Annotated in this window: 21 protein-coding genes; 9 read left to right on the top strand and 12 right to left on the bottom strand. The window is 73.4% G+C overall.

Annotated elements, in window-relative coordinates; all coding sequences use genetic code 11:
- Positions 1-444: 444 nt before the first annotated feature.
- A complete protein-coding gene (locus ACFV1J_RS37545; RefSeq protein WP_385865962.1) occupies positions 445-987 on the top strand; it encodes an acyl-CoA thioesterase in 543 nt (180 codons plus the stop codon).
- Here the strand turns inward: ACFV1J_RS37545 and ACFV1J_RS37540 are convergent.
- The 3 genes from ACFV1J_RS37540 to ACFV1J_RS37530 are packed head-to-tail and all read right to left on the bottom strand — an operon-like array spanning position 938 to position 3,493.
- Positions 938-1,519: a VanZ family protein gene (locus ACFV1J_RS37540; protein ID WP_385865961.1), complete on the bottom strand. Its 582-nt coding sequence runs from the start codon at positions 1,517-1,519 to the stop codon at positions 938-940. The two genes, ACFV1J_RS37545 and ACFV1J_RS37540, sit on opposite strands and share 50 nt — an antisense overlap.
- Positions 1,520-1,560: 41 nt before the next feature.
- On the bottom strand, positions 1,561-2,019 hold the full coding sequence (locus tag ACFV1J_RS37535; protein ID WP_385865959.1) for a hypothetical protein: 459 nt from the start codon (positions 2,017-2,019) through the stop codon (positions 1,561-1,563).
- A gap of 22 nt (positions 2,020-2,041) precedes the next feature.
- On the bottom strand, positions 2,042-3,493 hold the full coding sequence (locus ACFV1J_RS37530) for an LCP family protein (protein WP_385865957.1): 1,452 nt from the start codon (positions 3,491-3,493) through the stop codon (positions 2,042-2,044).
- A 216-nt stretch (positions 3,494-3,709) separates the two neighbouring features.
- Between ACFV1J_RS37530 and ACFV1J_RS37525 the strand changes: the two genes are divergently transcribed.
- On the top strand, positions 3,710-4,741 hold the full coding sequence (locus tag ACFV1J_RS37525) for a glycosyltransferase family 2 protein (protein ID WP_385865955.1): 1,032 nt from the start codon (positions 3,710-3,712) through the stop codon (positions 4,739-4,741).
- A 148-nt stretch (positions 4,742-4,889) separates the two neighbouring features.
- On the opposite strand, the gene ACFV1J_RS37520 is transcribed toward ACFV1J_RS37525, so the two are convergent.
- The 5 genes from ACFV1J_RS37520 to ACFV1J_RS37500 form a co-directional block, all read right to left on the bottom strand.
- Positions 4,890-5,195, bottom strand: coding sequence for a hypothetical protein (locus ACFV1J_RS37520; protein WP_385865953.1), 306 nt, complete (start codon positions 5,193-5,195; stop codon positions 4,890-4,892).
- 319 nt (positions 5,196-5,514) lie between these two features.
- Positions 5,515-7,224 carry an LCP family protein gene (locus ACFV1J_RS37515; protein ID WP_385865951.1) on the bottom strand — a complete coding sequence of 570 codons (1,710 nt, stop codon included), beginning with the start codon at positions 7,222-7,224 and terminating at the stop codon, positions 5,515-5,517.
- Between the two features lie 70 nt (positions 7,225-7,294).
- On the bottom strand, positions 7,295-9,064 hold the full coding sequence (locus ACFV1J_RS37510) for an LCP family protein (protein WP_385865949.1): 1,770 nt from the start codon (positions 9,062-9,064) through the stop codon (positions 7,295-7,297).
- Between the two features lie 237 nt (positions 9,065-9,301).
- On the bottom strand, positions 9,302-10,525 hold the full coding sequence (locus tag ACFV1J_RS37505; protein ID WP_385865948.1) for an LCP family protein: 1,224 nt from the start codon (positions 10,523-10,525) through the stop codon (positions 9,302-9,304).
- 198 nt (positions 10,526-10,723) lie between these two features.
- Complete coding sequence (locus tag ACFV1J_RS37500) at positions 10,724-11,488, bottom strand: TIGR03089 family protein (RefSeq protein ID WP_385865946.1); 765 nt, start codon at positions 11,486-11,488, stop codon at positions 10,724-10,726.
- Between the two features lie 129 nt (positions 11,489-11,617).
- On the opposite strand from ACFV1J_RS37500, the gene ACFV1J_RS37495 reads away from it, so the two are divergent.
- The 3 genes from ACFV1J_RS37495 (at position 11,618) to ACFV1J_RS37485 (ending at position 15,496) form a co-directional block, all read left to right on the top strand.
- On the top strand, positions 11,618-12,958 hold the full coding sequence (locus ACFV1J_RS37495; RefSeq protein WP_385865944.1) for a peptidoglycan recognition protein: 1,341 nt from the start codon (positions 11,618-11,620) through the stop codon (positions 12,956-12,958).
- A gap of 305 nt (positions 12,959-13,263) precedes the next feature.
- The gene (locus tag ACFV1J_RS37490; RefSeq protein WP_385865943.1) at positions 13,264-14,346 is read left to right on the top strand and encodes a sugar phosphate nucleotidyltransferase; all 1,083 of its coding nucleotides are present in this window, start codon (positions 13,264-13,266) and stop codon (positions 14,344-14,346) included.
- Between the two features lie 244 nt (positions 14,347-14,590).
- Positions 14,591-15,496, top strand: coding sequence for a DNA-3-methyladenine glycosylase family protein (locus tag ACFV1J_RS37485; protein ID WP_385865942.1), 906 nt, complete (start codon positions 14,591-14,593; stop codon positions 15,494-15,496).
- A 43-nt stretch (positions 15,497-15,539) separates the two neighbouring features.
- Here ACFV1J_RS37485 and ACFV1J_RS37480 read toward each other — a convergent pair whose 3' ends face one another.
- From ACFV1J_RS37480 to ACFV1J_RS37470, 3 genes are all read right to left on the bottom strand, one after another.
- Positions 15,540-16,862, bottom strand: a complete 1,323-nt coding sequence (locus tag ACFV1J_RS37480) for a coenzyme F420-0:L-glutamate ligase (RefSeq protein ID WP_385865940.1) — start codon at positions 16,860-16,862, stop codon at positions 15,540-15,542.
- Entirely contained in the window at positions 16,859-17,815 is a 957-nt protein-coding gene (cofD, locus tag ACFV1J_RS37475) for a 2-phospho-L-lactate transferase (protein WP_385865938.1), read from the bottom strand. The genes ACFV1J_RS37480 and cofD overlap by 4 nt, the downstream gene beginning before the upstream one ends.
- 124 nt (positions 17,816-17,939) lie before the next feature.
- Positions 17,940-18,437: a cysteine dioxygenase gene (locus ACFV1J_RS37470; RefSeq protein WP_385865936.1), complete on the bottom strand. Its 498-nt coding sequence runs from the start codon at positions 18,435-18,437 to the stop codon at positions 17,940-17,942.
- Positions 18,438-19,140: 703 nt separating this feature from the next.
- Between ACFV1J_RS37470 and ACFV1J_RS37465 the strand changes: the two genes are divergently transcribed.
- From ACFV1J_RS37465 to ACFV1J_RS37455, 3 genes are all read left to right on the top strand, one after another.
- Positions 19,141-19,404 (top strand): WhiB family transcriptional regulator, encoded by a 264-nt coding sequence (locus tag ACFV1J_RS37465; protein WP_003983763.1) that lies wholly within the window; start codon positions 19,141-19,143, stop codon positions 19,402-19,404.
- 316 nt (positions 19,405-19,720) lie between these two features.
- Positions 19,721-23,485 carry a glycosyltransferase gene (locus tag ACFV1J_RS37460; RefSeq protein ID WP_385865935.1) on the top strand — a complete coding sequence of 1,255 codons (3,765 nt, stop codon included), beginning with the start codon at positions 19,721-19,723 and terminating at the stop codon, positions 23,483-23,485.
- Positions 23,482-25,053 carry a DUF5719 family protein gene (locus tag ACFV1J_RS37455; protein WP_385865933.1) on the top strand — a complete coding sequence of 524 codons (1,572 nt, stop codon included), beginning with the start codon at positions 23,482-23,484 and terminating at the stop codon, positions 25,051-25,053. Before ACFV1J_RS37460 ends, ACFV1J_RS37455 begins: the two co-directional genes overlap by 4 nt.
- A 24-nt stretch (positions 25,054-25,077) precedes the next feature.
- Here the strand turns inward: ACFV1J_RS37455 and ACFV1J_RS37450 are convergent, their stop codons facing one another.
- The gene (locus ACFV1J_RS37450; RefSeq protein WP_385865931.1) at positions 25,078-25,533 is read right to left on the bottom strand and encodes a metallopeptidase family protein; all 456 of its coding nucleotides are present in this window, start codon (positions 25,531-25,533) and stop codon (positions 25,078-25,080) included.
- A gap of 259 nt (positions 25,534-25,792) precedes the next feature.
- On the opposite strand from ACFV1J_RS37450, the gene ACFV1J_RS37445 reads away from it, so the two are divergent.
- Positions 25,793-26,233, top strand: coding sequence for a DUF3499 domain-containing protein (locus ACFV1J_RS37445; RefSeq protein WP_385865930.1), 441 nt, complete (start codon positions 25,793-25,795; stop codon positions 26,231-26,233).
- The last annotated feature ends 308 nt before the right edge of the window (positions 26,234-26,541 follow it).

Raw genomic sequence — 26,541 nt, 5'->3', positions numbered from 1 at the left:
TGTTGTCGGGTGCGGTGCCGGCCCTCCAGACTTCGTCCTCCGGTCCAGCCCCTCCCGTGAGTAGGAGGTGAGAGCTCAGTGGGGGCTGGCCTGATCCGTTGGCTGCGCGCACGTGGGCATTACCTGCACCCCCACCGTCCTTAACTTCCCCCCAACGGGAGGGGACGGGCCGGAGGGGCCGGTTGTGTGGACGTAAAGCGAAGCAGTCCACACAACCGGCCCCGGAGGTCCGTCACCGCACCCGACCACCACCAGCCCGCCGCAGGCGCAACGGCGAGAAGAACCGCGGCGCCGCAGACGGGTACGTGGGAGGCGCCGCCAAGCGCGCAACGGCGAGACGCCCCGCGGCGCAGCAGACGGGTACGTGCGGCGGCGCCGCAAAGCGCAACCACCACGGCGGGACAGCCGAGTACGTGGGAAGCCCAGCCGCTTAGGCTGGGGCGCATGACCAGCGACCCCGATCGTGAACCGGTGGGCAAGCCCACCTCCGTGTCCCGTATCACGCTCAGCCACATCATGACGGCCGGCGACACGAACCTCCTCGGGACCGTGCACGGCGGCGTGATCATGAAACTGGTCGACGACGCCGCGGGCGCGGTGGCCGGCCGGCACTCCGGCGGGCCGGCGGTGACCGCCTCCATGGACGAGATGGCCTTCCTGGAGCCGGTCCGGATCGGCGACCTCGTGCACGTCCGCGCCCAGGTCAACTGGACCGGCCGCTCCTCGATGGAGGTCGGCGTACGGGTCCTGGCCGAGCGCTGGAACGAGTCCAGCCCGGCCCAGCAGGTCGGCTCCGCCTACCTCGTCTTCGCCGCCGTCGACGAACACGGCAAGCCGCGCCCGGTGCCGCCGGTGATCCCCGAGACCGAACGGGACAAGCGCCGCTACCAGGAGGCGCAGATCCGCCGTACGCACCGGCTCGCCCGGCGCCGCGCGATCAAGGAGCTGCGCGAACGGCGCGCCGCGGAAGGCCTCGACGACGCATAGCGGCCACCGCCAGCTGCCCGAGCAGCGCCAGGCCCGCCCCGATCACGGTGCCGACCGCGGCGCACAGCACATCGTCGATGTCGGCGATCCGCCCGGCCCGCATCAGCAGCTGCGCCGTCTCGATCACCAGGGACAGTCCGACCCCGAGCAGGAACGCCAGCGCGACCGGGGCCCGTGGCACGGCGAACCGCAGCAGCAGCGGCACCGGCACGAACAGCGCCGCATTGGCGGTCTGCCGCCGTACCAGCATCGACAGCTCCCCGGGCTCCAGCTGGGCGCCCAGCTCGAACAGGCCTTCACCGGGCCGCCACCACACCGTCGCGTCCCCCGAGCCGATCGGCTGCGCCGGTGCCAGCGTCGCCACCAGGAGCAGCAGCAGCCAGCCGGCCAGCAGCACCCGGGCGGTGGTGCGCGGCGCGGCCCCGGCCGGGGCCAGCGCGGTCCACAGGGCGAACCCCGCCGCCAGCGCCAGCGCCGCGATCAGGAACAGCGTCACCGTGGTGGGGGTGATGCCCAGCACAACCTGCCACACGAGGTGCACCTTTCCAGTAGGTCCCTGGCGCCCGCCGGGCGTCAGCCGCAGCTCCATTTGGTGACGTAGACCGTTTCCGCGTGCTCCATGACGCCGCGGACGCACTCGTCGGCGAGCATCTCCACCCGGCCGCTCAGGGTGACCGCGCCGTGCTCGGTCCGGCGGGTGCCGAACCAGCCGGGGAACGCCGTGATCCGGGGGTTCTTGCGCTGGTAGCCGAGCCGCACCGAGATCTCCCCGAGGCCGGCCGCCGCCCCGTGCCGCCGGTAGCTCGCGGTGTACGTCCCGTCGGAGCCGACCGGGCCGCGCAGGCACAGCTGGCCGCGGACCAGGTCCCCGCAGCCGGTCGGGGCGGCGGGCGCCGGTGGAGCCGCGGCGGCGGTCGCCGCGACCAGGCACAGCGCGGCCGCCGCGACGAACGCGCGGCGGACCCGGCGGCGGGCGTCCGGGCGGTGCGCGGGCGGCACGGCCGGGGTGCGGCGGGGCGCGGGGACACTCATGCCGGGGCCTCGCTTCGCGTCCTCATGGGCACACCGCCTGGTCGCCGGTGACCGCCGAGACCGCGCCGGCCTGCGGCGACGGTTCCTCGGCCCGCACCCGGCGGACCGCCTCGTGGTCCTGCCCGACCGTCACCCGCATCACCGGCCCCTGCCCGGTCACCGGCCGCAGCTCCGCGCCCGGCAGCGCGGCGGCCAGCGAGCGGGCCGAGCGGTCCCAGCGCGGGTCGTAGACGATGACCGTACGGGTCAGCCGGCCGAGCGTGGAGTTGCCCGGGGGGCCGACCGTCGCGAACCCGGTGGCGTGCAGCTGCCGGGCCACCGCCGTGGCCAGCCCGGCCCGGTCGCTGCCGTTGTCGACCCGGACCTGGACCCGGCCCGGCGGCACGTCCACCACCGTGGCGCGGCCCCGGTGCCGGTCCCGGTGCTCCGTGAGCGGCCGGTCCTCACGGATCGCCGCGAAGAGCTTCGGCGCCCGCACCGGGTCCCACCGCACGGTCGAGCCGACGCCCGGCACCGGCTGCGCCACGTCGCCCAGCGGTACGGAGGTGAACTCCGACGACGACGCGGTGAAGCCGCGCATCGCCTGCCCGAGGTCGACCAGGTCGTTCGCCTCGAACCCCGGATCGGCGCGGACGGACGCCAGCATCGTGTCGGCGACGTCCTTGAAGCGGATCGGGTTCATCAGCACCCCGGACGAGGTGGTCTTGTGGATGAGGGCGGCCAGGAAGCGCTGCTGGCGCTGCATCCGGCCGAGGTCCGCGGAGCCGTCGATATGGCGCGAGCGCACGTACTGCAGCGCCTGCCCGCCGTTCAGCTGCGACTTGCCCACCGGCAGGTTCAGCCCGGTGTAGCTGTCGCGCAGCGGCCGGGCGGTGCAGATCTCCACCCCGCCGACCGCGTCCACGGTCCGCATGAAGCTGGTGAAGTCGACCTCCAGGTAGTGGTCGATGTGCACCCCCGTCATGTGCTCGACGGTCCGCACGGTCAGGTTGGGGCCGCCCTCGGCGTAGGCCGCGTTCAGTTTGATCGGGTGCGCGGCGCGGGCCCGGCCGGTGGCCGCGTCCGTATGGGCGGGCACCTCGGCGTAGGAGTCGCGGGGCAGGCTGACGACGCTGGCGCGGTCCCGGTCGGCCGACAGGTGCACCAGCATCAGGGTGTCCGTGCAGTGACACGGCTGCCCGCCCAGGTGGTACTTCCGCTTCTCCTCCTGGGTGAGCTTGCCCCGCCCGTCCGTGCCGACGACCAGGAAGTTCAGCCCGTCGCCGCCCCCGGGCCGGTTGCTCATCCCCTGGAACGCGTCCACCCGGCCGATGCCGGTCTCGACGCCGGTGACCATGGCGTGCCCCACCCCGCTCGCCGACAGCAGCAGCAGGGACGTGGCCGCGCCGATCCGCAGCCCCCAGCGCGGGCCCGCCGGGCGGCGGTGCGCCCCGGAGCGGTCGGCCCGGCGGGCGGAGCGGAACGGCGCGGTCACGGGGGACACCTCCGCGGTACGGACGGAACCGGCGAGAACACCGTAGGCCCATACGATCTGCTGCAAAGCGCCACACGCCGGGCACCGGGCGGCCGGCCACCCGGCTGCGTCCGGGGCGGTCCCCCATTCGCGGTAACGTGAGGCGCGATATCGCAGTCTCCCGGCGGGCGCTGCCGTCCCTGGCGGCTCCGCCACGGGCCGTACCCCTGAGGAACCATGCCGCAGCAGCCGCCCCCGGCCGTCTCCGTGATCATGCCGGTGCTCAATGAGGAACGTCACCTGCGCAATTCGGTCCGGCACATCCTGGAGCAGGAGTACGCCGGCGAGATGGAGGTGGTGATCGCCCTCGGCCCCTCCACGGACCGCACCGACGAGATCGCCGCCGAGCTGGTGGCCGAGGACCCCCGGGTGCACACCGTGCCCAACCCCACCGGCCGCACCCCCGCCGCGCTGAACGCCGCGATCAAGGCGTCCCGGCACCCGATCGTGGTCCGCGTCGACGGCCACGGCATGCTCTCGCGCAACTACATCGCCACCGCCGTCCGCCTCCTGGAGGAGACCGGCGCCGCGAACGTCGGCGGGATCATGCACGCCGAGGGCGAGAACGCCTGGGAGGACGCGGTGGCCGCCGCGATGACCTCCAAGATCGGCGTCGGCAACGCCGCCTTCCACACGGGCGGCGAGGCGGGCCCCGCCGAAACCGTCTACCTCGGCGTCTTCCGCCGCGAGGCCCTCGAACAGCAGGGCGGCTACAACGAGGAGTTCATCCGCGCCCAGGACTGGGAGCTGAACTTCCGCATCCGCGAGGCCGGCGGCCAGATCTGGTTCTCGCCCGAGCTGAAGGTCCAGTACCGCCCCCGGCCGAGCATCAAGGCCCTGGCGAAGCAGTACAAGGACTACGGCAAGTGGCGCCACGTCGTGGCCCGCTACCACGCGGGCTCGATCAACCTGCGCTACCTCGCCCCGCCGACCGCGGTCTGTGCGATCGCGGCCGGCCTGGTCGTCGGCGCCGCCGTCACACCGTGGGGCTTCGTCGTCCCGGCCGGCTATCTGGCGGCCATCACCGCGGGCTCCCTGCCCGCCGGCAAGGGCCTCTCCCTGAAGGCCCGCGCCCAGATCCCCGTCGCACTGGCCACCATGCACATGTCCTGGGGCGTCGGCTTCCTCACCAGCCCCCGCTCACTGGCCAGGAAGGTCATCGCCAGCCGCCGCCCGGCGGTATTGGCTCCGGCGGCGGGGGCGGAGTAGGGCGCTTCTCTGCCTGCCCGCATCGCCCCCACCACGTGTTCCTCCCGCCGCCCCTGCAGGGGGCGAGTTCATGATGGTCGCCGTCGAGTCTGGCCCCGCGACATCCCCAAGCGGAGCCAGACCCGGCCCATCCGGATTCGCGAAGGACTTACTTCTTAGGTGCCCTCAGGCAAGCAGGCTTGGCGACCTCCCACTTAACGCCGAGGCTCTCAAGCCGTGACGCGCATATGGAGAGAGAGTTGGCCGAGCCTTTGCCTCTTTCCGCGATCCGGCACGCCGTCGCGGCCTCGCCGTTGTCATCGATGTCGTAGCCCTTGTGCCGCAGGTACTGGACACAGTCGTAGTAGTTGCCTGCCTGCGCCGGGCTCGCAGTGACAAGCGGCAGTGCGCCTGCAGCGATCACGGTGCCGCCCACGGTTACTGCGACGCGCTGCATCAACTTGCTGCGATTCATGCGCTGTTCCCCGTCTCTTATGGTCGATGTTGGTGAGATCCCCGCGTGGGCCGCACGCGGATTCGTGCCGCACGGCTCACGCGATGTCGCCTCTTTGGCGCTTGGTCATGCGCCTAAGAGGGGGACGTACGCTAACGGGACGCTGCATGGCAGGCAATGTGTATGTTGCCTTGGTTTGGCCGAAATCTGGGTGGCGCGAACGCGTCATACCGGTGAGGTGTGATCCGAATATGCTCCGGCCCGGTCAACGCGCCAACTGCTCCCGTGCGGCGAGCGCGTACAGTTCACGAACTGGGCCGGTTCTGGAGGCACTTCGCGCTCAGAAGGTGTAGTCCGGGTTCACCTTCATGCAGCCCTTGCTCTCGCCGTTCTGGGCGTCCGCGCTGTCGGGCGCCTTGTCGGCGGGCTTGTCCTTGCCGGCCGTCTTCGGGTACGTGGTGCCCGCGCGCCAGTCGTTGCCGACCACCAGCTGCAGCCCGCTCACCGAACTCGACTCCCGCACCGCGCTCTTGGGCAGCCCCAGCGCCTTGGCCACGGCCAGCGCATCGCCGCGGTGGTCCGCGCCGTGGTACGTCAGGGTGGTGTCGGCCTGGCTGGTGAGCACCGTGGTGGTGCCGGCCGCGGTGTAGCCGAGCCCGGCCAGCTGCTGCTGGACGTCGGAGGCGCGGCCGGAGGCCGGACCGGTCACCGTGCTGTTGGTGCCGTTCTGCACGACGATCTTCAGCTGGTCCTTGGGAGTTGACGCCTTCGGGTCGGGCGTCGCCTTCTTCTTGGCGTCCTTGCCGTCGAGCGCGGTGTCGTTGCGCAGCATCGCGAAGGTCGCGTCCGCGTCACCGGGCTTGGGCAGGACGTAGCGCTCACCGGGGCCGTACTGCCAGGGCATGGTGACCATGGTGATGCGCTTGGTCGGGACCCGGCTGAGGTCACCGCCGAGGTCGTAGAGCTTCTTGACGGTGTCCAGCCCGTCGTCGACGGTCAGCGCCTTGGTCGCGGCCTCCGCCAGGTCCCGCAGCTGTCCCGGGTCGGAGAGCTTGGTGCCGCTCTTCAGCTGGCGGACCATCGAGTTCATGTACATGTGCTGGGCCTTGGCCCGGCCGATGTCGGTGTTGTCCTCGAAGCCGTAGCGGGTCCGCAGCCACTGCAGTGCCTGGACGCCCTTGACGGGGTGGGTGCCCTTGGTGAGCCGCAGACCGCTGCCGTGGCCCTGGCTGTCGTGCGAGTAGATGTTGGCCCGGACACAGACCGGGACGCCACCGATGGCGTCCGCCATGTCCACCACACCGGAGAAGTCGACCATCATGAAGTGGTCGATGTAGATGCCGGTGAGCTCCTGCCAGGTGGCGAGGGTGCAGCCCGGGCCGCCGTGCTGGAGCGACTCGTTGATCGGCGCGGTGGTCTGCGGATAGACGTCGTGGGACTTGGGGTCGGTGCACTTCGGGATCGTCACCCGGGTGTCCCGCGGGATGGAGATCACCGACATGTTGCTGCGGTCGGCGGAGACGTGCACCAGCATCTGGACGTCGGCCAGCGGCTTGCGGTCCGCGTCCTGCCGGGCGCCGCCGAGCTTGATGTTCTTCTTGCTGTTCCGGCCGTCGGAGCCGAGCAGCAGGATGTTCAGCGGGGTCTGCCCGAACGCGTTGGGGTCCGGCTTCTTCAGGCCGTTGCCGCCCAGGGACCGCGGGGCCTTGCGGAGGTTGGCGTTGAGGTGCTCGTAGTACCAGTAGCCGGCGCCCGCGGTGCCCACCAGCAGGACGGCGAGGGATATCGCGGTCCAGCGGAGCACCTTGCGGCCCTTGCCGCCCTTGCCGCCCTTCTTGCGGCGGGGCCGGCCCCCCTTGCGGTGGCCGCCGTCCGTCTCGGGCCCGTCCTCGTCGCCGGGCGGTATCTCGCCGCCCTCCGGCGGCGTCCAGCCGGGCGCGTCCGGCGGCAGCCCCTTGTTCTCGTAGAGGCTGTCGTCCCAGCCCAACTCCTGTGCGTCCGGCTGCCGTCGCCGGCGTGATCGGTCACCACGCACACTGCTCTGCCGCATTGGGCCCTCTCCCCGTTGTCAGTCCGGTGGTGCCGCCCGGCCGCCGTGCAGGGCGGCCGGGTCCCGTTCGTTACTTCGCGCAGACGTTCTTGTCGTCTGCGTTGACGTTCTGCACCCCGTCCGGGGTTTCGGTCGGCGCCGAGATCGGTGTGCCCGGTGCCTTGAAGTCCTTGCCGAGGACCAGCTTCATCGGGACCCGGTCACCGGCGTCCTGCGCGGACTTCTTCAGCGCGCTCTTGGGCAGGCCCATCCAGTCGGCCAGTGCGGCGGCCTGGTCGGCCTGGTTGGGGGCGTATTCGAGCCGCGTGGCGGCCAGCTTCTGCGGGGCGTTGCCGGCGTTGGTGGAGAGCCGGGCGCCCTTGGTGTTCTGCAGCCAGTCCACGGTCTCCTGGGCCGAACCGATCGGCCCGCCACCGTTGGTGACATCCACCCGCACCAGCTCCGGCGGGGCCTTCTTGACCGACCCGGAGCTCTTCTTGCCCTTGTGCTTCTTGGCCAGCTGGTGGTCGGCCCGGACCATCGCGAACAGCGGGTCCGCCTTCGCCTGGTCCAGGATGACGGTGGCCTTGTCATTGGGATTGTCCAGCACCGGCACCGTGGCGAAGGTGATCTTGTCGATGTTGACCCGCTTCAGGTCGTTGCCGAAGTCGAGCAGCTTGCCGGCGGTACCGATGCCGGTGTCGACGGTGAGCGCCTTGGTCGCCGCCTGGCTGACGTCGTAGAGCTTGCCGGGGCTGGAGAAGGCACTCGACTTCAGCTTGCGGATCAGCGAACTGAGGAACTGCTGCTGCAACTGGATCCGGCTGAGGTCGCTGCCGGTCCCGACGGCGTGCCGGGTGCGGACGAACGCCAGCGCCTGCTCGCCCTTGACGATGTGCCGGCCCGCCTTCAGATGCAGGTGGGACTTGGGGTCGTCGATGTCCTTGCCGGCGCAGACCTCGACGCCGTCCACCGCCTCGGACAGCTCCTTGACCGCGTTGAAGTTCGCCATCATGAAGTGGTTGATCTTCAGGCCGGTGAGCTTCTGGACGGTGCGCCAGGTGCAGCCGGGGTCCCGGCCCTCCTGGCCCAGGCTCGTGTTGAAGCGCACCTGGTGCTCGCCGGGGACGACCTTCTTCGAGCCGTCCGCCTGCTTCGTCGGGCAGTCGGGGATGTCGGTGATCAGGTCGCGCGGGATGCTCAGCGCGGTGGCGTTCGACCGGTCCTTGGAGATGTGCATAAGGATCGTGGTGTCCGCGTGACCCACGCTCCCGGCGTCGCCGTAACCGGAGTTGCCCTTGCCGGACCGCGAGTCCGTGCCGATGATCAGCAGGTTCACCGGGCCGTCGGACACCGCGTCGTTCTCCACGCCGACGTCGACCTTGGAGATGTTCCCGTCCAACTGCTGGTACAGGTAGTAGGCGCCGCCGCAGCCGGCGACGAGGACGAAGCCGACCACGCCGGCCGTCCAGTACAGCGCCTTCTTCTTGCCCGAGGCCTTCGGCTTGCGCTTGCGGCGGCTCGCCGGGCCCGCCACCGAGGGGGAGGCGGTCGCGGAACGCCCGGCCGCCCGCCGCGCCGCCGCCCGGCCACCGGCCGGACGCTCGTCCGCGCCGTCCCCGGACCGCTCGCCGCGGCGCCCGCGCTGGGTCGGCAGTGGCCGGGTGTCGGTGTCGTCCCCCGCACCGGGCCGCCGCGCGGCACGTCTGGAGCCGGGGGCCTTGGGGTTGGAGGGCCGAGCGGGGGCTTGACCGGCCGGGTCAAGCCGCAGCTCGTAGTTGCCGGTGTTCGGATCGAACACCCACTGATCGGCGGGATCCACGTTGTCGTCGCCCGCCTGCCCACGGCCTTGCGCGTCCACGGTGCCTTGAGTCCTCCGTCGGTACCACGCGGCGCCATCCCCTCAAGGCGCTCGGTAGGTCGATCGTGCAGTGCATGGTCAAAGGTGCATGGTCATCGGCCCGGCAATGTGCGGACCGGGTCGCTCACACTATCCGCCCAGTTCAGCGCCACGCGACGCGCGTGACAAATTCCACTTCCCTACAACTGGGCAATCCGCCCAATCCATTCGAGTCGCCGGCCGTACTTTGCGGCATCTTTATTCGCAGATCCCGCGTTCCGCCGTCGTACCGGGAAAGGTAGGCCCTGAACTCGCAGAAGGCGAGGGCTCCGGGCCCGGCTTGTCGCCCGGCGACCCGCCGCCCGGTGCCCCGTCCCCGGACCGGACCGGCCGTTCCGCGCCGCCCGGCGCCGGCCGCACGGTCACCGGAAGATCCCTGCGCAGCCGCCCGAAGAGCCGGTCGGCATCCGGTTCCACCAGCTCGTCGCGGTTGGGATCGAAGCGGTACTCCCGGCGCGGCACGGTCAGGAACTGCACCCGGCCGGTCGGAATGCCACGAGTGCTGCGCACCAATTCGTACAGGCCGCGCAGCGAGGCCAGCCCGCCATCCGTGGTCAGCGAACTCGTCGCGGCATCCAGAACCGGATACAGCCGGGTCGGATTGAGCAGGACACCATTGCTCTGCACTTTCTTCACCAGAGCACCAAGAAATCGTTGTTGGCGCTCCATGCGCTCGGTGTCACTGCCGTCACCCAGACTCTTCCGCGCCCGCACGTACCCGAGCGCGGCCTCGCCCTGCAGCGTCTGCCGGCCCGCGGGCAGATCGAGGTGCGCCTCGACGTCCCGGACCGGCCGGGGCAGACACACCTCGACCCCGCCCACCGCGTCCACCATCCGCTTGAAACCCACGAAATCGATGATCAGGTAGTGGTCGATCCGGATCCGGGTCAGCTTCTCCACCGTCCGGATCGTGCAGGCCGCCCCGCCGTACGCGAACGTCGAATTGAACTGCGTCGTCCGCGGGCCGGTCTCCCGGCCGTCGGTGCCCTTGCAGTGCGGCACCTGCACCACCAGGTCCCGCGGGATGCTCACCGCGGTGGCGCTCTTCCGGTCCGCCGCCAGGTGCAGCAACATCGTGGTGTCCGACCGCTGGCCGCTGCTCCGGCCGTACACGCTGTTCCCGCCGGTGCGGCTGTCGGAGCCGATCAACAGCAGGTTCTGCGCGTTCGGCGGGCCCGCCGGCGGCCGCTCCGACTCCCACTTGCGCAGCTCGGCCTCGATGTCGCCGTCGGTGTGGATATTGCCGTTCAGCTTCGCGTACAGCGCCCAGCCGGCCCCCGTCCCGGCCAGCAGCACCCCGGCCGCCCCGAGCGCGAGCCGGCGCCGCCAGCGCCCGCGCGGCGGGGTGCGCCACCGCCCCGGCCCCCCGGCCGGGCGCTCGCCCCAGCCGGTGAACCCGGGTGGCTCGGGGGTCTCGGTCACCTGTGCGTCCATCCTCACGGAGTCGGCGAAGCGCCCGCGCGCGGGCCCGCGTCACGACGGACGGCCGGCACCCGCGCCGGGCCGTACGTATCTCCTGAGCATGGACGGAAACGGGCGCCCGGGCCTGCGCTGGGCCCCCGCGGTCCGCCGGACGGGGGAGCGGCCCCGGGACCACCCGGGCCCGCCCCGCGACCCGCCCTACCCGGCCGCCCCCGGCGCCCGGAACGTGATCTTCTCGCTGGTCTCCCGCGCCGCCGCGGCCGCCGCGTCCAGCCCGCCCAGGTGCCGGCAGAGCACCACCGAGCCGCCGGTCGCCAGCGGCGCGTACAGCCCGTACGACAGGCCCTCCCAGGTGTCGTACGGCAGCCCCGACAGCACCCGGGGCGCCGTGGGCAGCCCGGCCGCGGCCGCATCGGCCCGGGCCCGCGCCACGACCTCCGCGCCGGTCAGCTCCGCACCGGCCACCACCAGCGCCACCTCGTCCGCATCCACCGGGACGAACGGCACGAACCGGTCGCCCTGCCCCGGCACCTCCACGGCGTAGTCGGCGAACCCCTCCGGCGGCTGCGGGAAACGCCCGCCCAACGGACGCAGCGCCAGCGCCACCCGCTCCCCGGAACAGGCCCGCGCCTCCGCCAGCCGGTCCGGCCCGGCCACCACCAGATCGGCCGCGGCCGGATCACCGCCGACCTCCGCCACCACCCCCACCGACGAGCAGGCCAGCAGCCAGACGGCGGTCTGCCAGTGGGCGGGCAGCAGCAGCGCGAGCCGGTCACCGGGCTCGGCGGCCAGATCGCCCTGCAGATAGTTGGCGGTCTTGGCCACCCAATTGGCGAAGGTCGCGACGGACAGTTCCACGCGCTCGCCGGTGGCGTCGTCGTAGAAGGTCACCAGCGGGCGGGCCGGGTCCGCGGCGAGCGCGGAACCCAGCAGGTCGGCGGGGGTACGGTCGATGGCGTTCATCGCGGCCAGGGTACGCGCGGCGGCCGCTGACGGTGGGTCGGGCCCGGCCGGCCCGGGCCACCGGATCGGCCGATGCCCCGTCAGGTCACCGTTGGCGTGTTGCCTCCGCCCGTGTTCACGATGCTGTCCATGCGCCCCTTCCTCGCGAGCTGTCTCGGCGCGGCGTGCACCGCCGCCCTCGCCCTGCCCTTCGCGCCGGACGCCGGTGCCGCCGGCCGGCCACCCGGCCCCGCCGCGGCGCGCACCGCCGACCTCCCGGGCAGCACCCAGTCCCTGCCGGTCGCGGCCCTCGGCACCGGCGCGCCCCGCCCCACCGACCGCGACACCGCCGCCGCACCGCCCCGCACACTCGGCCTGCCGGCCCGCGCCGTACGGCCGTTCTCCCTGCTCGGCGTCGTCTGGGAGGACGCCGGCGCCGCACTCCACGGCCGCGTCCAGGTCCGCACCCGCGCCACCCGCACCGGCGCCTGGTCCGGCTGGCAGGACGTCCAGACCCACAACGACGACGCCCCCGACCTCGACGCCGCCGAACGCCACGACAGCGACGTACGCGGCAGCACCGCACCCCTGTGGGTCGGCGACTCCGACGCCGTCCAACTGCGCATCACCCCGCAGACCAGCCACCGCGCACCGGTCGCCGTCCCCCGCGGACTGCGCCTCGAACTCGTCGACCCCGGCAGCGCACCGCCCGCCCGGCGCAGCATCCAGGGCCCGCCCACCCCGCTCGGCCCCGACGCCACCGCCGCCTCCGCCGCCAACGCCGCCCTCGCCCCGATCGGCGCCACCGAGATCCCCGCCCTCGACCGCACCGCCTCCCAGGCCGACATCGCCGCCGCGGGCGGAGCCCGGCCCGCCGGCCCGACCTACGTCGGACCACGCCCCCGCATCGTCACCCGGGCCGGCTGGGGCGCCAACGAGCGCCTGCGCGAGAAGTCGTTCCTCTACACCCGCCCGGTGCGCGCCGCCTTCGTCCACCACAGCGGCTCCGGCAACAACTACACCTGCGCCCAGGCCCCTTCGCTGATCCGCGCCATGTACCGCTTCCACGTCAAGAGCAACCACTGGCGGGACATCGGCTACAACTTCCTCGTCGACAAGTGCGGAACGGTCTACGAGGGCCGCGCCGGCGGCGTCGCCAAGCCCGTCATGGGCGCCCACACCCTCGGCTTCAACAACGCCTCCACCGGCATCGCCGTCCTCGGCACCTTCACCGACACCGAACCGCCCAAGCCCGCCCTCGACGCGGTCGCCCACCTGACGGCCTGGAAGCTCGGCCTGACCCACGCCGATCCGCGCGCCACCACACAGATGGTCTCCAGCGGCGGCAACCGCTACCCCAAGGGAACCAAGGTCCCCCTGCACGTCATCTCCGGCCACCGCGACGGCTTCACCACCGACTGCCCCGGCAACCACCTCTACAACAAACTCGCCGCCACGCGACTCGTGGCCGCACAACTCCAGGGCCGCTGAACGGGGTAGCGGTCCGGGGGCGGTCGGAGGGCGTTGCCCGCGTGCTGCCGTGTGTTGCCGCGTGTCGCCATGTGTTTCCGTGCGTTGCCCCTGTGACGAGAGAGGCCCGCCGTCCGGCACGGCGGGCGGGTTGCCCCGGGCACCACTGAACCGTTCCTGCACCGGACACGTCTTAGCGACCACCACTTGGCGACCACGGCGTCCGCCCCTGGCCGGCCCGGCACCTCCGCCGGGGCCGGCCGGAGGCCCGTCTGCCTACACTGGTCCGCCGACCGGCCGACCCCAGCAGGAAGCAGAGACGACAGGTGACAGAAGCGATCCTCCTGGTCGGCGGCAAGGGCACCCGGCTGCGCCCGCTGACGGTGCACACGCCCAAGCCCATGGTCCCGGCGGCCGGTGTGCCGTTCCTCACCCACCAGCTGGCCCGCGCCCGGGCCGCCGGCGTCGAGCACATCGTCCTGGCCACCTCCTACCTCGCCGAGGTCTTCGAGCCATATTTCGGCGACGGATCGGCGCTCGGGCTGCACCTGGAGTACGTCACCGAACGGGAACCGCTGGGCACCGGCGGCGCCATCCGCAACGTCGCCGAACGGCTGCACTCCGCCCCCGGCGACCCGGTCCTGATCTTCAACGGCGACATCCTCACCGGCCTGGACATCAAGGCCCTGGTCGACACCCACCGCACCACCGGCGCCGATGTCTCCCTGCACCTCACCCGGGTCGAGGACCCGCGCGCCTTCGGTCTCGTCCCCACCGACGACACCGGACGGGTCACCGCGTTCCTGGAGAAGCCGCAGACGCCCGAGGAGATCGTCACCGACCAGATCAACGCGGGCGCCTACGTCTTCAACCGGTCGGTCATCGACACCATCCCGGCCGGCCGCCCGGTCTCCGTCGAACGCGAGACCTTCCCCGGGCTGCTCGCCGACGGCGCCCACCTCCAGGGCATGGTCGACTCCACGTACTGGCTGGACCTCGGCACCCCGCAGGCCTTCGTCCGCGGCTCCGCCGACCTGGTGCTGGGCCGCGCGCCGTCCCCGGCGGTGCCCGGCCGCCGCGGCGACCGCCTCGTCCTGGAGACGGCCGAGGTCGCCCCGGACGCCAAGCTCACCGGCGGTACGGTCGTCGGCCCGCGCACCGTCATCGGCGCCGGCGCCGAGATCGACGGAAGCGCCGTCCTGGAGGGCGCGGTGGTCGAACCCGGCGCCGTGATCCGGGACTCCCTGATCGGCGCGGGCGCCCGCATCGGCGCCCGTACGGTGCTCGACGGCGCGGTCATCGGCGACGGCGCCCGCATCGGCGCCGACAACGAACTCCGCGACGGCATCCGCATCTGGTGCGACGCGGACATCCCGGCCGGCTCGGTACGGTTCTCGTCGGACCAGTAGCGGGGCCCGGAATACCGTTCCTCCCCGGCCGGTTGAGGCCCCGCAGGGGGCCCTCGCACCCCCTACGGGATCCGTTCGCCCCACCCCTAAGGGCCCCCGCCCCCGCCTCCCGAGGGTCCCGCCCCCTGGTGGCCCCCGCCCAGCCACCCACCCCCGGCCCCCAACCCCCAACCTCCAACCCCCGGCCCCCCACCCCCACCCCTCACCCCCGCCCGCTGTCACCCCCATCGCCTAATCTGGCCGCATGCCCGTCCGCACCTGGGCCCCGCCCGGCCCGTACGACCTGCACCGCACCCTGGGGGTGCTCCAGCGCGGCCCGGGCGATCCGGCGTTCGCGGTGCGCGGCGGTGAGATCTGGCGTGCCTGCCGTACGCCCGAGGGCCCCGGCACCCTGCGCGTCGCGGCCCGCCCGGCCGGCGGCGAGGTGGCGGCCGAGGCCTGGGGACCCGGCGCCGAGTGGCTGCTGGACCGGCTGCCCCGGCTGCTGGGGGAGGACGACGACCCGGCGGAGCTGACGGCCCGGCACCGCATCGTCCATGAGGCGCGCCGCCGCCACCCCGGCGTCCGGCTCGCCCGCACCGGCCTGGTCCTGGAATCGCTGATTCCGTCGATCCTGGAGCAGAAGGTCACCAGCGACGAGGCGTACCGCGCCTGGCGCCTGCTGCTCCAGCGGCACGGCGAGCCCGCGCCCGGCCCCTGGGAGCGGCTGCGGGTGATGCCCGATCCGCGCGGCTGGGCGCTGATCCCCTCCTGGGAGTGGCACCGCGCCGGGGTGGACGCCAAGCGCTCCTCCGCGATCCTGCGCGCCGTACGCGTGGCCCGCCGGATGGAGGAGGCCGCGCGGATGGATCTGGCCGACGCCACGCGACGGCTGACGGCGATACCCGGCATCGGCCCGTGGACCGCCGCCGAGACGCTCCAGCGCGCCCTCGGCGCCCCGGACGCGATCACGGTCGGCGATCTTCACCTCCCGAAGATCATCGGCTACGCCCTCACCGGCCGCCGCGGCACGACCGATGAGGAGATGCTCGAACTCCTCGCGCCGTACGCCGGGCAGCGGCACCGCGCCGCCCGGCTGATCCTGCTCTCCGGGATCACCCCGCCGCGGCGCGCCCCCCGGTTCCCGGTCGGCGACATCGCCCGCCTCTGAGGCAGGCGGGGCCCCTCGTCCCCCCCCCCCGGGGGGGGGCGCCTCAGCGCACGACCACGAAGTCGTCCGCGCTCCGTGCCGGACGCGGGCGCGGCGCCTCGGCCGGACGCCCGATGGCCACCGCCCCCATCGGCTCCCAGTCGCCGGGCAGGCCCAGGACCTCGCGTACGACGTCCCGGCAGAACATCGTCGAGGAGATCCAGGCGGACCCCAGCCGCTCGCCCGCCAGCGCCACCAGGAAGTTCTGGATCCCCGCCCCGTGGGCGACGACGAACATCTCCCGCTCCGCCGCGTTGCGCCGCGCGTCCGGATAGGTGTGCGCGCCGTCCAGCACCATGCAGGGCACCGCCAGATACGGCGCGTGGCGCAGCACATCGCCGCGCCGTACCCGCTTGGCGACGGACTCCTCCGACCTGCCGTCGGCGCGCAGATCCGCGATCCAGGCGTCCCGCATCGCGTCCAGCAGCCGGGTCCGCGCCTCGGCGGACTCCAGCAGGACGAACCGCCACGGCGTGGTGTGGTGCGGCGCCGGTGCGGTGACCGCCGCGGCCACCGCGCGCCGCACCGCCTCCGGATCGACCGGGTCGTCCGTGAAGGCCCGCACCGTGCGCCGCAGCGTCACCGCCTCCCGTACGGCCTCGGAGGTGCCCAGCCGGAACATGTCGTCCGCGGCGCCGCGCACCATCGCCCGCGCCCCGTCACCGGTCTCCGCGACGACGTGCCCCAGCCCGCGCACCACGGCGACCGGCAGCCCGGCGGCCTTGCCCTTCACCAGGTCGCCGGCCGCGGCGAGTTCGTCCGCGGTGGCCATCACGGTCGCGCTGAGCGGATTGCCGTACGCGTCGGTGCCGCCGCGCAGATCGTCCAGCACCCGCACCCCGGCCGCCCCGATGGCGACGTCGGTCAGCCCGCTGCGCCAGGGACGACCGAAGGTGTCGCTGATGACGACGCCGACGTCCACGCCGAGCGCGGTGCGCAGCCCGGCCCGCAGGGCGCGCGCCGAGGCGTCCGGGTCCTCCGGCAGCAACAGCACGGTCCCGGGCCGGGTGTTGGAGGCGTCGACGCCGGCCGCGGCCATCACCAGGCCCTGCCGGTTCTCGACGATCCGCAGGGTGCCGCGGCGGGCCACCAGCCGCACGGTCTCCCGGTCGATCGCCGCCTCCCGGTCGGTGGCCTCGACGATCCGCCCCTCGGCCTTGCTGACGATCTTCGACGTCACCAACAACACGTCACCGTCGGCGAGTTGGGGCATACCGTCGGCGGTCGCCGCGGCCCCGATCAGCTTCACCAGGTCGTCGCCGGGCCGCACCTCGCCGATCCCCGGCAGCGCCCAGACCCGGTACGCCGGTACGTCGGCGCCGGTCACGCCCGGACCTCCTCGGCCATCGCCAGTGCCTCGCGGGCCATCGCGGCCGTGGCGTCCAGGTCGGTCATCATCAGCGGTACGGCCCGGCAGCGGATCCCGGCCGCCTCGACCTCGGCCACCGCGCCGGTGTCGACGGAGTCGACCAGCCAGCCGTCCAGCAGACCCGAACCGTAGTGCTGGGCGACCGCCGCCGCGGTGGACTCCACGCCGACCGCCGCCAGCACCTTGTCCGCCATGCCGCGCACCGGCGCGTCCCCGACGATCGGCGAGAGCCCGATCACCGGCACCCCGGCGTCCGCGATCGCCTCACGGATCCCGGGCACGGCGAGGATGGTGCCGACGCTGACGACGGGGTTGGACGGCGGGAAGAGGATGACGTCGGCGTCCCCGAGGGCCTCCAGGACCCCGGGCGCGGGCTTGGCCTGCTCGGCGCCGACCGGCACGACGGCCTGCGCGTCCACCGAGGCGCGCAGCCGCACCCAGTACTCCTGGAAGTGCACGGCACGCTGCTCGCCGTCCTCCTCGATGGCGACATGCGTCTCGACCCGGTCGTCGGACATCGGCAGCAGCCGTACGCCGGGCTGCCAGCGCGCGCACAGCGCTTCGGTGACGGCGCTGAGCGGGAAGCCGGCGGCCAGCATCTGGGTCCGCACGATGTGCGTGGCGAAGTCCCGGTCGCCGAGGCCGAACCACTCGGGGCCGACGCCGTAGGCGGCCAGTTCCTCCTTCACCCGGAAGGTCTCGTCGGCGCGGCCCCAGCCCTGCTCCTCGTTGATGCCGCCGCCGAGCGTGTACATCACGGTGTCGAGGTCGGGACACACCTTCAGGCCGAACAGGTGGATGTCGTCACCGGTGTTGCCGATGACGGTGATGTCCGCGTCCGGAGCCGCTGCCTTCAGTCCCCGCAGAAAGCGGGCGCCGCCGATACCGCCGGCCAGAACCACGATTCGCATGGAACCAGTGTGTCAGCCGAAGGCTGACTCGATGAGGGGCGGTGGTCGGTGGGGGCACCCCCCAGCGGTAGCTGGGGGAGGGTGGGCAGTCCGTCAGCCGGGGGAGGCCCGACGAGCCCGGGCGTCAGGACGCGGTGGTCTCCCGGGCAGCCGGGGAGCAGTGGGCCGCGTCGTGCATGGGCATGTCGGTCAGCCCGGGGAAGTAGACGTGCAGGCTGACCGCGGGGGTCAGGGAGTCGTTGACGACCTCGTGGACGTAGCCGGGGGCGAAGACCTGCTGGGTGCCGGCGGCGAGCGCGCGCGGTCCGGAGGGGCCGTGTTCGGTCAACTCGCCCTGCAGCAGGGTCAGTACGCCGGAGGACCGCCCGTGGTCGTGCCGTCCGCTGCCCTGGCCGGGGAGCCAGCTCAGCAGCCACACCTCGTAGCCGGGCCCGGTGCGCAGCCGGTGGTACCAGCGGGTGGTGGCGTCGTAGCGGACGAGCGGGGCCCAGGCGGCGCGGTCCGCGGCGATGGTGCGGGCGAGCCCGACGAAGCCGGCGACGGTGTCCGGGTGCGCGGGAACGGGCGGCAGGAGGTGGGGGATGGCGAGCGGGTCGCCGGCGATCTGCACGTCGCTGTTCATCGGTTCTGGGGTTCCTCGGCGGAAGAGCTGGGGGGACCTCCGGCCGTAACCGGGGGCGGGGGTGGCCGGCGCGGGCGGTCCCTGTGGGGTGCGCGGCGCGGGCGGGAAATACGGGGCGCTGCGGGGTGGTGCGAGCGGAAAGGCCGGAGCTCAGTGGCATCAACAGCTGGAACAGCGACAGCGAGCCTGCGCAGCGCAGAGCGACCCGTAGGCACGGGTCAGTCGGGGCGCGGCAGTCACTGGCATGGGGTCAAGGAGACCGGGTTCCCGGCGCAATGTCAACCGGATGACTGGTTTGCCGTGAATCTTTCACTGCATCCGGTTACTCCGCCCGGAGAAAGGTTTGTGCAGTCCTGGACGCGGAGACATCGACCGGCAACCGCTGCTCCAAACGCCGTTGCGGTCCCGTGATCCGTCTGTGATCTTCCCCGCTTCGGCGCGCGGGGTGCAACGCGAATGCCGCCTGAGCACGTCTCCATGGATGACACGGACGCGCCGGGGGGCACGCCCGGGGAAGTGTCCTGGTTTTTACTGATTTGAACACTTTCCGCATCCGCTTGGTTCCGCCGAGTGAATAAGAGGCTCAATAGCAGATCTCGGCTTGACTGGCCCGGATCACCACACTTGTAATTTCACTCGTGTCGTTCAGCCGAAATCGATCACGGCTTGATCACGGGGACGTAAAGACAGACGAGGGGCGCACATGACCGAGCTGTTCCAGGAATTGCTGGTCGAGGAGGCGGACGAGGAGCTCGGCTGGCAGGAGCGCGCACTGTGCGCCCAGACCGACCCCGAGTCCTTCTTCCCGGAGAAGGGTGGCTCCACCCGCGAGGCGAAAAAGGTCTGTCTCGCCTGTGAAGTCCGGTCCGAATGCCTCGAATACGCCCTCGCCAACGACGAGCGCTTCGGTATTTGGGGCGGTCTGTCGGAGCGCGAGCGGCGCCGGCTCAAGAAGGCCGCCGTCTGACCGTGACGAGTCAGCCACCCCTGCCCACGGCGCGCGGCCGCACGGACCCCGCCGCCGCACCGCCCCAACTCCCCATATCCCCCTATAGCGAACACTCCGCCTCCAGCGCACCGGGCGCCGGAGGCGGACTGCTGTGTACGGGCCCGGTCGGGGCACCGGCACGAACCATTAGTGTGGGGCACCGTCCGAGATGCGCCGCCGCCCACCGGGGCGCGCGCGTCGCCTCGTAGTCCGTCGCAGTGTCTTCCGGGGGCGGGGCCTCAAGCGGCTTCGCCGCGGGCCTTCGAACTCCCGGGTCCGGAGGGCCCGTACCTCGATGTCCGTGCACAGCCAGTCGGCGGCGCAGGCCGCCTCATATGCAGCCGCCACGCCAGAGTTCCCGCGGCACGTCGTCACCGCCGTCATCGTCTCGCACGACGGCGCCCGCTGGCTGCCCGACGCGCTCACCGGCCTGCTCGGCCAGGAACGCCCGGTGCAGAACGCCCTCGGCGCCGACACCGGCAGCGCGGACCACTCCGCCCAGCTGCTCACCGAATCCCTCGGCGACCAGCGCGTGCTGCACCTCGCCCGCCGCTCCGGATTCGGCACCGCCGTCGACGAGGCGGTCCGCACCGCCCCCGTGCTCGGCCCGGACGACCTGCCGTACCTGCGCCGCCCCAGCGGCTGGGACCCGGTCAGCCGCACCTGGCGCGACGAGGCCTACGACATGCCGGAACTGCCGCACGGCGAACCGGTCCAGTGGCTGTGGCTGCTGCACGACGACTGCGCGCCGGAGCCCGACGCCCTCGCCGAACTCCTGCGGGTCGCCGACGCCAGCCCCTCGGCCGTCATCGTCGGCCCCAAGCTGCGCAGCTGGTACGACCGCCGCCAGCTGCTGGAGGCCGGCGTCAGCATCGCCCGCAGCGGCCGCCGTTGGACCGGCCTGGACCGCCGCGAACAGGACCAGGGCCAGCACGACCAGGTACGCCCGGTGCTGTCGGTCTCCACCGCCGGCATGCTCATCCGCCGCGACGTCTACGAGGAGTTGGGCGGCTTCGACCGCCGGCTGCCGCTGATGCGCGACGACGTCGACCTGTGCTGGCGCGCCCAGGCCGCCGGCCACCAGGTCCTCGTCGCCCCGGACGCCGTCCTCCGGCACGCCGAGGCCGCCGCCCGGGAACGCCGCCCCATCGACTGCGTCGGCCGCTCCGTCGCCAACCCGCACCGGGTCGACAAGGCCGGCGCCGTCTACACCCTGCTCACCAACACCCGCGGCGCCCTCCTCCCGTACGTCCTGCTGCGGCTGCTGCTCGGCACCCTCCTGCGGGTCCTCGCCTACCTCGTCGGCAAGGTCCCCGGCCAGGCCCTCGACGAACTCGCCGGCCTCTTCGGCACCCTGCTGCGGCCCGGCAAGATCCTCGCCGCCCGCAAACGCAGAGGCCGCCCCGCCGTGGACGCCGCCGAGCTGCGGCCGCTCTTCCCACCGCCCGGCGCGACCGTACGGGCCACCGTCGAGCAGATCGCCGGCAACCTCGCCGGCCGGGCCGCCCCCGACGTGGCCTCGGCCGGCCGGCACGGCGCCGTCGAATCCGGCCCCGGCGGCGACGACGCCGACTTCCTGGAGATCGAGCAGTTCGCCCGGCTCAAGCGGATCGCCCGCAAACCGGCCCCCGTGCTCTTCCTCCTCCTGCTGGTCGTCTCGCTGATCGCCTGCCGCGGACTGCTCGGTTCCGGCGCCCTCACCGGCGGCGCCCTGCTGCCCGCCCCCGGCAGCGTCTTCGACCTGTGGTCGACGTACCTCGACAGCTGGCACGCGGTCGGCACCGGCGACAGTGCCGCCGCACCGCCCTACCTGGCCGTCGTCGCCGTGGTCTCCAGCCTCTTCCTCGGCTCCACCGGCTTCACCCTGACCCTGCTGCTGGTCTGCTCCGTCCCGCTGGCCGGCCTCACCGCCTACTTCGCCTCCCGCCCGCTGGTCGCCTCCCGGCTGCTGCGGGCCTGGGGCAGCATCGCCTACGCCTTCCTGCCCGCCGCGGCCGGCGCACTGGCCGGCGGCCGGCTCGGCACCGCCGTCCTCGCGATCCTGCTGCCCCTCATGGCGCGCGCCGCGATCGCCGCGAGCGGCCTCCGGCTTCCCGTCGGCACCCGTCCCAGCTGGCGCGCCACCTGGGCGTTCGCCCTGCTGATCACCTTCACCACGGCCTTCACCCCCGTGGTGTGGCCGATGGCCGTCCTGCTCGGCATCGGCCTGCTGGTGCTGCGCCTCATGGATGGCAGCCGGGACCTGATCGTCGCCTACGGGCTGCGCTTCCTGGCCGTGATCCTCGCCCCGCTCGTCGTCCTCGCCCCGTGGTCGCTGTCCCTGCTGACCCACCCCTCCCGCTTCTTCCAGGAGGTCGGCCTCGACTACGGCACCGGCTCCGCCTCCGTCCTCGACCTCATCGGGCTCAGCCCCGGCGGCCCCAAGGCCACCGGCGGAGTACTGCTCCTCGGCATCGTCCTCGCCGCGCTCGCCGCCACCCTGCGCGACGCCCGCCAGCTCGCCCTCCGCACCGCCTGGGCCGTCGCCCTCACCGGCCTGCTCTTCGCCGCGCTCGGCAACGGCTCCGGCTGGACCGGCCCCGCCGTGCTCGTCTACGGCCTGGCCCTGATCTGCGCCGCCGCCCTCGGCGCCGAGGGCATCCGCACCCGCATGGCCAGCCTCGGATTCGGCTGGAAGCAGCCGGTCGCCGTACTGATCGCGCTGGCGTCCGTGCTCGCCCCGCTCTACGCCGCGGTCAGCTGGATGATCAGCGGCGCGGCCGGCCCGCTGGAACGGCGCAGCCCCGAGCAGGTCCCGGCGTTCGTCGCCGAGGAGTCCGGCAGCGCCGACCGGCCCCGCACCCTCGTCCTGGACGGCACCCCCGGCCACGTCTCCTACACCCTCGTCCGCGGCTCCGGCGCCCGCCTCGGCGACGCCGACCTGGCCGCCGAGGCCGGCGAGGACAAGCGGTTGGGCAGCATCGTCGCCAACCTCGTCGCCGGCTCCGGCGCCGACCAGACCAACCAACTCGGCGGCTACGCCGTCCGCTACGTCCTGGTCAGGAGCGGCGCCCCACGCGAAATGGGCCGCGTCCTCGACGCCACCCCGGGCCTGACCCGGCTCAGCCAGGAGGACGGCAGCGCCCTGTGGCGGGTCGACCGCCGGGTCTCCCGGGTCGCGATCGTCCCGCCCCAGGCCCAGGACGGCACCACCGCCGGTGAGGCCGCCGCGCCCACCGCCGTGGCCGCCGGGCCCGTCGAGGCCCACACCAAGATCCCCGCCGGGCCCGCCGGCCGGGTGCTGCGCCTGGCCGACGCCGCCGACGAGGGCTGGCAGGCCACCCTCGACGGCACCCCCCTCAAGCCCGTCACCGTCGACGGCTGGGCCCAGGGCTTCACCCTGCCCTCCAACGGCGGCCGGCTCGACCTCACCCACGAGAACCCGCTCGGCCACACCCTCTGGCTGTGGGGCCAGGGCCTCCTCGCCGTCGTCCTGGTCGTCCTCGCCCTGCCCGGCCGCCGCCGCGAGATCGACGACGACCTGCCCGAGGACACCGTCGCCGCACAGGCCGCCGCGGTCACCGGCGACGGCCGCCGGGCCCGCCGGCTGCGCGCCCAGGCCGAGGCCGCCGGCACCCCCGGAACGGCCGGCCCCGACATCCCGGCCGCCCCCACCGGCGACGAGATCCCCGCCCCGGCCACCGACCCCACGGCCCCCCAGGAACCCGCCGCGACCGCCGACCCGTACGCCGCCGTACCGCAGCAGCCCTCCTACCAGGACTGGCCGGCCACCCCCGGCCAGCCCGTGGTGGAGCAGCAGCCCTACGACCCGTACCAGGGCACGCCGTACGAGGGCCAGTACCCGCAGGCCGACCCGTACCAGCAGCCCACCGGCAGCTACCCCGGCGACCCCTACCAGGCCGGCGCCTACGACCCGTACGGCTACGCCCAGCAGCCGTACCCCGACGGCACGCCGCAGCCCCAGCAACAGCCCTACGACGACGGCACGACGTACCCGGGGTACTCCGGGCCCCCCGGCTCCTACCCCGAGCCGCGCCGTGACGGGAGCGACCAGCAGTGAAGCGCACCATGACGTCCCTGATCGGCGCGGCCGCCGCGCTGGCCGCCGTCACCGGCATCGCCGCCGTCGCGGCCCCCGGCGGCACCCCGGAGGCCCCCCGCGGCGCCACCCGGCTGCCCGTCCAGCGCTCCGCGCTGCTCTGCCCCCCGCCCACCTCCTCCGACGTCGGCGAGACCACCTACACCGCCTTCGTCCCCCAGGGCGCCGCGGCCGGCGCCGACACCAAGAAGGGCACCGCGAAACTGCTGCCCGCCGGCACCGTCAAGGACGCCGGCGCCGGCGACGGCAACAAGGGCAACAAGAAGGGCGGCAAGGCCAAGACCCCGGACACCGGCCGGACCACCGTCCCGCCCACCGACACCAAGCCCGTCGTCCCCCTCCAGCAGGCCGGCAAGCCGCTCACCGCGACCACCGACCGCGCCGACGCCCCCGCCCTCGTGGGCGCGGCCGACGGCATCCTCGCCCCCGGCTGGACCGTCCAGCAGACCACCACCGTCGCCGCCGGCGCCGGCCGCGGCCTGCTCGGACTGAGCTGCACCACCCCCGACACCACGTTCTGGTTCCCCGGCGTCAGCACCGCCACCGACCGCCAGGACTACGTCCACCTCACCAACCCCGACACCACCCCCGCCGTCGTCGACCTCGAACTGCACGGCAAGGACGGCGCGTTGGCCGGCTCGGCCGGCGAGGACATCACCGTCCCCCCGCACACCACCGTCCCCGTCCTGCTCTCCACCCTCACCACCCGCCCCGCCACCAACGCCACCCTGCACGTCCTCGCCCGCGAGGGCCGGGTCGGCGCCGCCGTCCAGGCCACCGACGGCAAGCTCGGCAGCGACTGGCTGCCGCCCGCCGCCGACCCCGCCCCGAGCGTGGTCCTCCCCGGCATCCCCAAGGACGCCACCTCCGTCCGCCTGGTCGCCCTCGCCCCCGGCGACGCCGACGCCGACCTGAAGGTCCAACTCGCCACCCCCACCGGCCTGATCACCCCGGCCGGCCTGGAGACGCTGCACCTCAAGAGCGGCATGACCACCGCGGTGGACCTCAAGGACGTCACCAAGGGCGAGGCCGGCTCCCTGGTGCTCACCCCCACCGACCCCGGCGCCAAGGCCCCCGTCTCGGCCGCACTGCGGGTCACCCGCGGCAAGGGCGGCAACCAGGAGATGGCCTTCATCCCCGCCACCCGCCCGGTGGAGAAGCGCGCCACCGCCGCCGACAACGGCGCCAAGGGCAGCACCCTGTCCCTGGTCGCCCCCGAGAAGGGCAAGGACGCCAAGGTGAAGGTCACCGCCTCCGCGGGCAGCGCCGGCGGCACCCCGGTCACCAGGACCTACACGGTCAAGGGCGGCACCACCCTGGACATCGCCCCGCCCCGCCCCCAGGGCCTCAAGGGCAGCTACGCCCTCACCGTGGAGCCCGAACCCGGCAGCGGCCCCGTCTACGCGGCCCGGATGCTCGCCCGCCCCCAGGGCGGCGTCCCCGCCTTCACCGTCCAGCCCCTGCCCGACGACCGCGGCTCCGTAGTGGTCCCCACCGCCGGCCAGGACCTCTCCCTGCTCACCGACTGAACCACCCCGCCCGCGCTACGGGCCTCACTCCTGCCCGTAGCGCGGGTCCACCGACTCCGGAGCCAGCCCCAGCAGATCGGCGACCTGCTCCACGACCACCTCGTGCACCAGCAGCGCCCGCTCGTCCCGGCTCTTGGTACGGATCTCCACCGGCCGCCGGTAGATCACGATCCGGTCGCGATGTCCGCCCGCCGCCGGCAGCACCCGCCCCAACGGCACGCTCGTCTCGTCCGCCCCGGCATCCGCGTCGTCCGGTCCGAACCCGGGCACCTCGACCACCAGGAAGTCGACCTGGGCCAGCTGCGGCCAGCGCCGCTCCAGCCGGTCCCGCGAGTCGTAGACGAGATCGACGAAGGCATCCGCGCGGGTCACCGACAGCGGCACCTGGGGCGGCGCGATCGGGCCGCGCATGCCGCGGCCGTGACGGTCGCGGCGGCGGAGCCGCGGCTCCGCCGGTCGGGGAGGTACGGGCCTGTCCATCAGCATCGAGCGTAGCCGTCACGGACCGCCGGAAACCGCAGACCGCCACAAGAGGCGGCATGTCGCAGGCTGACCGGACCGGTCCGGATCGGTTTCGTTTCCCTCCCCACATCAGATCGAAGAACTCCCGCCGAATGGCCGGAAATGCATCAAATCGTGAGGGTATTCCCTCCCACGCGCCGACCGCCCCGCCCCACCCGCCCCAGGACGGGCCGAGCGGGTGCAGGTCAGACGCATCGGACGAAGCGGGACGACACGGTTGGGTGAGCCGAGGGAGAGTCGTCGCGGCCCGCTCAAGAGTGCGGTACCGTCCAACGTCGTGAGCCCTGTACGTCGCTGTTCGCGCACTGCGTGCGGCCGCCCCGCCGTCGCAACGCTGACGTACGTCTATGCGGACTCGACCGCCGTGCTCGGACCGCTCGCCACCTACGCCGAACCGCACTGCTACGACCTGTGCGCCGAGCACTCCGAGCGCCTGACCGCCCCCCGCGGCTGGGAGGTCGTCCGCCTCGCCATCGACTCCGGCCCGGCCCGCCCCAGCGGCGACGACCTCGAAGCCCTGGCGAACGCGGTCCGCGAGGCCGCCCGCCCCCAGGAACGCGAACGCGCCGCCGGCGCGGACGCCCCGCCCGGCGACCGCGCCCCCATGGAGGTCGCCCGCCGGGGCCACCTCCGGGTCCTCCGCTCGCCGGACTCCTGACCGTCCGCTGCGCTTGGCTTGGCCTCCCACGTACCCGTCCGCGGCGCCGTGGGGCTTGCTCGCCGTTGCCGCTTTGCGGCGCCCCGCACGTTGTCGGCCGTCCCGCCGCGGGGCTTGGTCGCCGTTGCGCGCTTTGCGGCGCCGCCGCACGTACCTGTCTGTCGCGCCGTTGGGCGTCTCGCCGTTGCGCCTGGCGGCGGGCGTGGTGTTTTTGGGTGCGGTGACAGCCCTACAGACTTCGTCCTCCGGTCTGTCCCCTCCCGTTGGTGGGTGGGAGAGGTGAGTGGGGGCGGGCGTTGTCGTTCGGC

The sequence above is a fragment of the Streptomyces sp. NPDC059649 genome, from assembly GCF_042734445.1.
GTDB lineage: Bacteria > Actinomycetota > Actinomycetes > Streptomycetales > Streptomycetaceae > Streptomyces.
Note: the sequence above shows the minus strand (reverse complement) of the source record. Positions and strands in the feature narration are given on the sequence as shown.